Annotated in this window: 6 protein-coding genes; 3 read left to right on the top strand and 3 right to left on the bottom strand. The window is 63.3% G+C overall.

Annotated elements, in window-relative coordinates; translation table 11 throughout:
* The 3 genes from BLU35_RS18875 to BLU35_RS18865 form a co-directional block, all read left to right on the top strand.
* Nucleotides 1-537, top strand: a 537-nt coding sequence (locus BLU35_RS18875; protein ID WP_143032951.1) for an aldehyde dehydrogenase family protein, incomplete at its 5' end; no start/stop codon positions are given.
* Between the two features lie 53 nt (nt 538-590).
* Nucleotides 591-2,336: an L-arabinonate dehydratase gene (gene araD, locus BLU35_RS18870; protein ID WP_093234026.1), complete on the top strand. Its 1,746-nt coding sequence runs from the start codon at nt 591-593 to the stop codon at nt 2,334-2,336.
* A 232-nt stretch (nt 2,337-2,568) separates the two neighbouring features.
* Nucleotides 2,569-3,246: a hypothetical protein gene (locus tag BLU35_RS18865; RefSeq protein ID WP_093234025.1), complete on the top strand. Its 678-nt coding sequence runs from the start codon at nt 2,569-2,571 to the stop codon at nt 3,244-3,246.
* 103 nt (nt 3,247-3,349) lie between these two features.
* On the opposite strand, the gene BLU35_RS18860 is transcribed toward BLU35_RS18865, so the two are convergent.
* The 3 genes from BLU35_RS18860 to BLU35_RS18850 are packed head-to-tail and all read right to left on the bottom strand — an operon-like array spanning nt 3,350 to nt 6,536.
* Entirely contained in the window at nt 3,350-4,183 is an 834-nt protein-coding gene (locus BLU35_RS18860) for a transglutaminase family protein (protein WP_057252949.1), read from the bottom strand.
* 15 nt (nt 4,184-4,198) lie between these two features.
* Nucleotides 4,199-5,137 (bottom strand): alpha-E domain-containing protein, encoded by a 939-nt coding sequence (locus tag BLU35_RS18855; protein ID WP_057252951.1) that lies wholly within the window; start codon nt 5,135-5,137, stop codon nt 4,199-4,201.
* Nucleotides 5,138-5,141: 4 nt separating this feature from the next.
* Nucleotides 5,142-6,536: a circularly permuted type 2 ATP-grasp protein gene (locus BLU35_RS18850; RefSeq protein ID WP_058326564.1), complete on the bottom strand. Its 1,395-nt coding sequence runs from the start codon at nt 6,534-6,536 to the stop codon at nt 5,142-5,144.
* Nucleotides 6,537-6,552: the final 16 nt, after the last annotated feature.

The raw sequence follows: 6,552 nt of genomic DNA, 5'->3' as shown, positions 1-6,552 counted from the left end.
ATGGGCGAACGGATCAAGGGGCTGACGATCGACGACGCGCTGAAGGCCGGCACCCATATCGGCCCGGTGGTCGATGAGGGCCAGCTCAACCAGGACACCGACTATATCGCCATCGGCAAACAGGAGGGCGCGAAGCTCGCCTTTGGCGGCGAGCTGCTGAAGCGCGACACGCCCGGCTTCTACCTGCAGCCAGCGCTGTTCACCGAGGCGACCAATCAGATGCGCATTTCGCGGGAAGGGATCTTCGGGCCGGTGGCGTCCGTCATCCGCGTCCGGGACTACGACGAGGCGCTCGCGGTGGCCAACGACACCCCCTTCGGCCTGTCCTCCGGGATCGCCACCACCAGCCTGAAACATGCGACCCATTTCAAGCGCAATGCCGAGGCCGGCATGGTCATGGTCAACCTGCCGACCGCCGGCGTCGATTTCCACGTGCCCTTTGGCGGCCGCAAGGGCTCGTCCCACGGGTCGCGCGAGCAGGGTCGCTACGCCGCCGAGTTCTACACCACAGTCAAGACGGCCTACACGCTCGCTTAACGGGCGCCGTCACAGGCCCGCGTGACTGCGCGGGCCGCCCAAGGAAGGATAAGATGAAGAAGAAAGCTGAATGGCCGCGCAAGCTGCGTTCGCAGGATTGGTTCGGCGGCACCGGCAAGAATGCCATCATGCATCGCTCCTGGATGAAGAACCAGGGCCTGCCGGCCGATACGTTCGATGGACGGCCGATCATCGGCATCTGTAACACCTGGTCGGAGCTGACGCCGTGCAACGCGCATCTGCGTGATCTCGCCGAGCGGGTGAAGCGTGGCGTCTATGAGGCCGGCGGTTTCCCGGTCGAGTTTCCGGTGTTCTCCGTCGGCGAGAGCACGCTACGTCCGACGGCGATGATGTTCCGCAACCTTGCAGCGATGGACGTCGAAGAGGCGATCCGCGGCAATCCGGTCGATGGCGTCGTGCTGCTCGGCGGCTGCGACAAGACCACGCCGAGCCTGCTGATGGGGGCTGCCAGCGTCGATATCCCGGTTATTCTCGTCTCCGGCGGCCCGATGCTGAACGGCAAGTGGCGCGGCAAGGATGTTGGCTCCGGTACGGCGATCTGGCAGTTCTCCGAGATGGTGAAGTCCGGCGAGATGTCGCTGGCAGAATTCATGGACGCGGAGCAGGGCATGGCCCGTTCGGCCGGAAGCTGCATGACCATGGGCACGGCTTCCACCATGGCCTCGATGGCCGAAGCGCTCGGCATGACGCTGCCCGGCAACGCGGCCATTCCTGCCGTCGACGCACGCCGTCGAGTGATCTCCCAGCTCTCCGGCCGCCGCATCGTCGACATGGTGAAGGAGGACCTGAAGCCGTCCGACATTCTGACGAAGGAAGCCTTTGAGAATGCCATCCGCGTCAACGGCGCCGTCGGCGGCTCGACCAACGCCGTGCTGCACCTCCTGGCGCTTGCCGGCCGCATCGGCGTCGATCTCAGCCTCGACGACTGGGATCGCCTCGGCCGCGACGTCCCGACGATCGTCAACCTCCAGCCGTCGGGCAAATACCTGATGGAGGAGTTCTACTACGCCGGCGGTCTCCCGGTCGTGATCAAGGCGGTCGGCGAAATGGGTCTCCTGCACAAGGATGCCTTGACCGTCACAGGCGACACGATCTGGAACGACGTCAAGGACGTCACCAACTACAATGACGACGTCATCGTGCCGCGCGAAAAGGCCTTGACGCAGTCGGGCGGCATCGCTGTTCTGCGTGGCAACCTGGCACCGAAGGGCTGCGTGTTGAAGCCATCGGCCGCTTCGCCGCATCTGATGCAGCACAAGGGCCGCGCGGTCGTCTTCGAGAGCATCGAGGACTATCACGCCCGCATCAACCGCGACGATCTCGACATCGACGAGACCTGCGTGATGGTGCTGAAATATTGTGGCCCGAAGGGTTATCCGGGCATGGCCGAGGTCGGCAATATGGGCCTGCCGCCGAAGGTGCTGAAGAAGGGCATCACCGACATGATCCGCATTTCGGACGCGCGTATGTCCGGCACGGCCTATGGCACGGTCATCCTGCACACGGCACCGGAAGCGGCCGATGGTGGCCCGCTGGCGCTGGTCGAGAACGGCGACATGATCGCCGTCGACGTGCCGGCCCGCACCATTCACCTCGACATTTCGGACGAGGAACTCGCCCGTCGTCGTGCGGCCTGGGTGTCGCCGGTCAAGCCGCTTGCCGGCGGCTATGGCGGTCTCTACGTCAAGACGGTCATGCAGGCCGATACGGGGGCGGATCTCGACTTCCTCGTCGGCCCGCGCGGCTTGGAAATCCCGATGAACCGCGACAGCCACTGACTTTTCTGTTTGCTGGCGTGCAATGCCGCACCGCTCGTCGGTGCGGCATTTCCATTCGCGCTCCGGCCAGTCGTTTCAAAAAGAAGCGCAATCTTTGCACGTCTTCGGTTTGTATTATCTACAACCTCCGAAACGTTTGGCTTCCGGTAGAGTCAGCGCAACGAGACTTGATCTTCCGACGTCTCCTCTAGCCTGGGTCATTCCGGCCCTACGCTTGAGAAGGAGGACGATCATGCGGAAGAATGTGCTTGCGTTGTCGCTGGGTCTTCTTGCGACGGTGGCGTTATCCGCGCCGGCATTTGGCCAAAGCGCGGAGCGCGATGGTCTCGGTGTCGGGCTGTCCGTCGGCGCAGCGAACGGGCTGAACACCAGTGTGGGGCTCGGAGGATCGGACGGCGTGAATGCCGACGTCGACGCGTCGCTGGGCGGTGCCAACGGCGTCAACGCCGCCGCCAATGCCACGGTCGGCGGTTCGCGCGGCGTCAACGCCGATGCGCAGGCGAGCGTCGGTGCCAGCAATGGCATCAACGCGGATGCCGATATCGGTCTCGGCGGTGACAACGGGCTCAACTCTTCCGTTGACGCCAGTGTTGGTGGCCGACGTGGCCTGACTGCCGGCCTCGACGTCAATACCGGCGGTGGCGACAACGGTGTCGATGTCGGGGTGGGCCTGGGGCTTGGGACCGGCACAGGCAGTTCCGGCGGAAGCAGCAGCAGTGCGGGCGGTGGCGGTGCAGGTGTTGGTTCCGGTGGCGCAGTTTCTCCAGGCGCCTCGCTCACGGCGTTCAACAAGCTGTCGAGCGCCGAACGGGTCAAGCTCATCAAGCGTTGCCGCGACGTGGTCAGTGGCGGCTATGACGGCGGACTGGTTTCGCTCTGCCGCATCCTGCAGGCGAGCGCCTCGCGCTAGAAATACAAACGACCGGGCGGGCGTCTGCGGCTTTCATGCCGGGCGATCCAGCTTTCGATGGGGCGTCGATGGCGCCGCATCGAAGAGGTTACTGGCGCAGAGGCTACTGGCTTTGTGACTGGCTCTGACTCTGGCTTTGCTGCTTTTGCTCGACGGTGACCGAAACTTTCAGCGTCTCCTTGGCCTCGCCATGGATCAGGCCGGAGATCGGCGCGGCGTCGCGGTAGCAGAGGCCGGAAGCAATGCGAACGTAGCGATCGTCGGGGCAGATCTTGTTGGCGGCGTCGAAGCCGACCCAGCCGAGCCCGTTCAGATGCACTTCGGCCCAAGCGTGGCTTGCCGTCTGATCCGGCTGGCCTTCCATCATCAGATAGCCCGAGATGTAGCGCGCCGGCAGGTCGAGCGAGCGCGCCGCTGCGATCAGGATGTGGGCGTGGTCCTGGCAGACGCCGCTGCCGCTTTCGAGCGCATCCTCGGCCGTCGTCTCCGCGTGGGTCTCGCCGGGCTTGTATTCCACCGCCTTGTAGATTGTCTCCATCAGCGCATGCATGCGGGCAAGGTCGGTGTCGCCTTCGGCGGATTTTGCGAGTTCGCGGATCAGCTTGCCGGCCTTGGTCAAAGGCGTTTCGCGGGCATAGAGCCAGAGCGGTACGTAGGACTGGTGCGGCCCGAAGACGCCGGCGCGGTCCTCCGTATGGACCTCGCCGGAGGCGGTGATGCGGATCGCGTCGCGGTCGCCGTCGACGCTGACGAGATGAACCCGGTTGCCGAAGTGGTCGTCGTAGCTCACTTCGATTGCCGCGCCATCGACAAGGGTATCCCAGCCGAGAACGGTCTGGCCGGCCTGGGTCAGTGGCGTCAACCGCAGGCGCTGCAGCGCGTATTGCACGGGTTCGTCATAGTGGTATTCGGTCGTGTGGCTGATCTTCAGGTGCATGCCATCCTCCCGAGCTCAGTTGAACCGGTAACCGTCGGAGATTTCCTGTCCCAGACGGTTGTTGTGGCTGATGAAGTCTTCGAGATACTCGTGCAGGCCCACATCCATGATGTCCTTGATCGACTGGCTGCGCAGCGACGCGAGCGTGCGGTCGGCCGTGTCGTGGGCGGCGTGGCGCTCGCCATATTCTCGTTCGAGGTAACCGAGATTACTGGCGATCTTCTCGTAGCAATAGGCAAGCGAGCGCGGCATGCGGCCGTTGGAAATCAGGAAGTCGGCGATGTTGGCGGGGCGGAGCTCGGCATCATAGACCCAGCCATAGGCGCGGTGGGCCGAGACCGAGCGCAGGATCGATTCCCACTGAACATTGTCCATCGACGAGCCGACGGCGGCGACTGCCGGCAGGAGCACGTAGTATTTCACGTCGAGGATGCGGGCGGTGTTGTCGGCTCGCTCGATGAAAGTGCCGATGCGCGAGAAGTTGAAGATCTCGTTCCGGAGCATCGTGCCGTGGAAGGCACCACGGATGAGGCCGGCGCGGCGCTTGATCGTGTCGATGATCTCGGGCATGTCGGTCGGACGGGCCTTCCTGGAGAGGATCGTCTTCATTTCGAGGTAGCATTCGTTCGTCGCTTCCCAGGTCTCGCGCGTCAGCGCCGTGCGGACCATGCGCGCATTGTGGCGTCCCGCCTCGATGCACGACATCACGCTCGACGGATTGGCGCGGTCGCGCAAAAGGAAATCGATCGCGTCGATGCTCGTCAGTGTCTCGTGCACCTCGTCGTAGAGTTCGCGCACGCCCGCACTTTGCAGCACGCCGTCCCAGTCGCCCTCCGTCGCTTCGCTGCGGGTCAGCGCCATGCGCAGACCGGCATCGATCAGTCGGGCGCTGTTTTCGGCGCGTTCGATGTAGCGGAACATCCAGTAGAGACCGTTTGCAGTTCTTCCCAACATGGTCTCAGTCCTCCAGCACCCAGGTGTCCTTGGTCCCGCCGCCCTGGCTGGAGTTCACGACGAGCGAACCAGCCTTGAGGGCGACGCGCGTCAGGCCGCCGGGAATGATCTGCACCTTGTCGGAGACGAGGACATAGGGGCGAAGGTCGACGTGCCGGGGTGCGATACCCTTGTTGACGAGGATCGGCACGGTGGAAAGCGAAAGCGTCGGCTGGGCGATGTAGTTGGTCGGGCGGCTCTTCAGCTTTTCGGCAAAGAAGGCGCGCTCCTTCTTGCTGGCGGTCGGGCCGACCAGCATGCCGTAACCGCCGGATCCGTGCACCTCCTTGACCACCAGCTCTTCCAGATGTTCGAGCACGTATTTCAGGCTCTGTGGCTCGGAACAGCGCCAGGTCGGCACGTTTTCAAGCAGTGGCTTGCGGCCGGTATAGAACTCGACGATCTCGGGCATATAGGAATAGATCGCCTTGTCGTCGGAAATCCCGGTGCCGGGCGCATTGGCAATTGTGATGTTGCCGGCGCGGTAGACATCCATGATGCCGGGAATGCCAAGCGCCGAATCCGGCCGGAAGGTGAGGGGGTCGAGGAAGTCGTCGTCGACCCGGCGGTAGAGCACGTCGATCGCCTCGTAGCCGCGGGTGGTGCGCATCTTCACCTTGCCGTCGATGACGCGCAGATCCGAACCCTCGACCAGTTCGACGCCCATCATGTCGGCGAGGAAGGCATGTTCATAGTAGGCGGAGTTGTAGATACCGGGCGTGAGCACGGCGACGCGCGGCTTGCCGCTGCAGCCGGGGGGTGCCAGCGACGCCAGGCTCTGGCGCAAGAGATTTGGGTAGTTCTCCACCGGGCGCACGCGGTTCTGATGGAAGAGTTCGGGGAACATCTGCATCATCGTCTCCCGGTTTTCCAGCATGTAGCTGACACCGGATGGCGTGCGCGCATTGTCCTCGAGCACGTAGAACTGATCTTCACCTGTTCTCACGATGTCGGTGCCGACGATATGGGTGTAGACGCCGCCCGGCGGCCTGAAGCCGATCATCTGCGGCAGGAAGGCGACGTTCTTCTCGATCAGCTCTCGCGGCACGCGTCCGGCGCGGATGATTTCCTGCTTGTGGTAGATGTCGTCGAGAAAGGCGTTGAGCGCGATGACCCGCTGTTCGATGCCTTGGGCGAGCTTGCGCCATTCGCGGCCGGAAATGATGCGGGGGATGAGGTCGAAGGGGATGAGCTTTTCGGATGAGTCTGCGTGTCCGTAGACCGCGAAGGTGATGCCGGTTTTCCGGAATATGTTCTCGGCTTCCCTGGATTTGGCTATGAGCCGATTTTTGTCCTGGCTGGCATACCATTCATGATAGGTCGAATATGGCTGGCGCGGACTGCTGTCCGCATTCATCATTTCGTCAAATGCCAAA

This window comes from Sinorhizobium sp. NFACC03, assembly GCF_900103435.1.
Classification (GTDB): domain Bacteria; phylum Pseudomonadota; class Alphaproteobacteria; order Rhizobiales; family Rhizobiaceae; genus Ensifer.
This window is presented reverse-complemented; position numbering and strand designations above follow the sequence as displayed.

Bases quoted from the DNA above. Each gene is read 5' to 3' on its own strand.
- araD (WP_093234026.1), top strand. From the start codon at position 591: ATGAAGAAGAAAGCTGAATGGCCGCGCAAGCTGCGTTCGCAGGATTGG.
- BLU35_RS18865 (WP_093234025.1), top strand. From the start codon at position 2,569: ATGCGGAAGAATGTGCTTGCGTTGTCGCTGGGTCTTCTTGCGACGGTG.
- BLU35_RS18860 (WP_057252949.1), bottom strand. From the start codon at position 4,183: ATGCACCTGAAGATCAGCCACACGACCGAATACCACTATGACGAACCC.
- BLU35_RS18855 (WP_057252951.1), bottom strand. From the start codon at position 5,137: ATGTTGGGAAGAACTGCAAACGGTCTCTACTGGATGTTCCGCTACATC.
- BLU35_RS18850 (WP_058326564.1), bottom strand. From the start codon at position 6,536: ATGATGAATGCGGACAGCAGTCCGCGCCAGCCATATTCGACCTATCAT.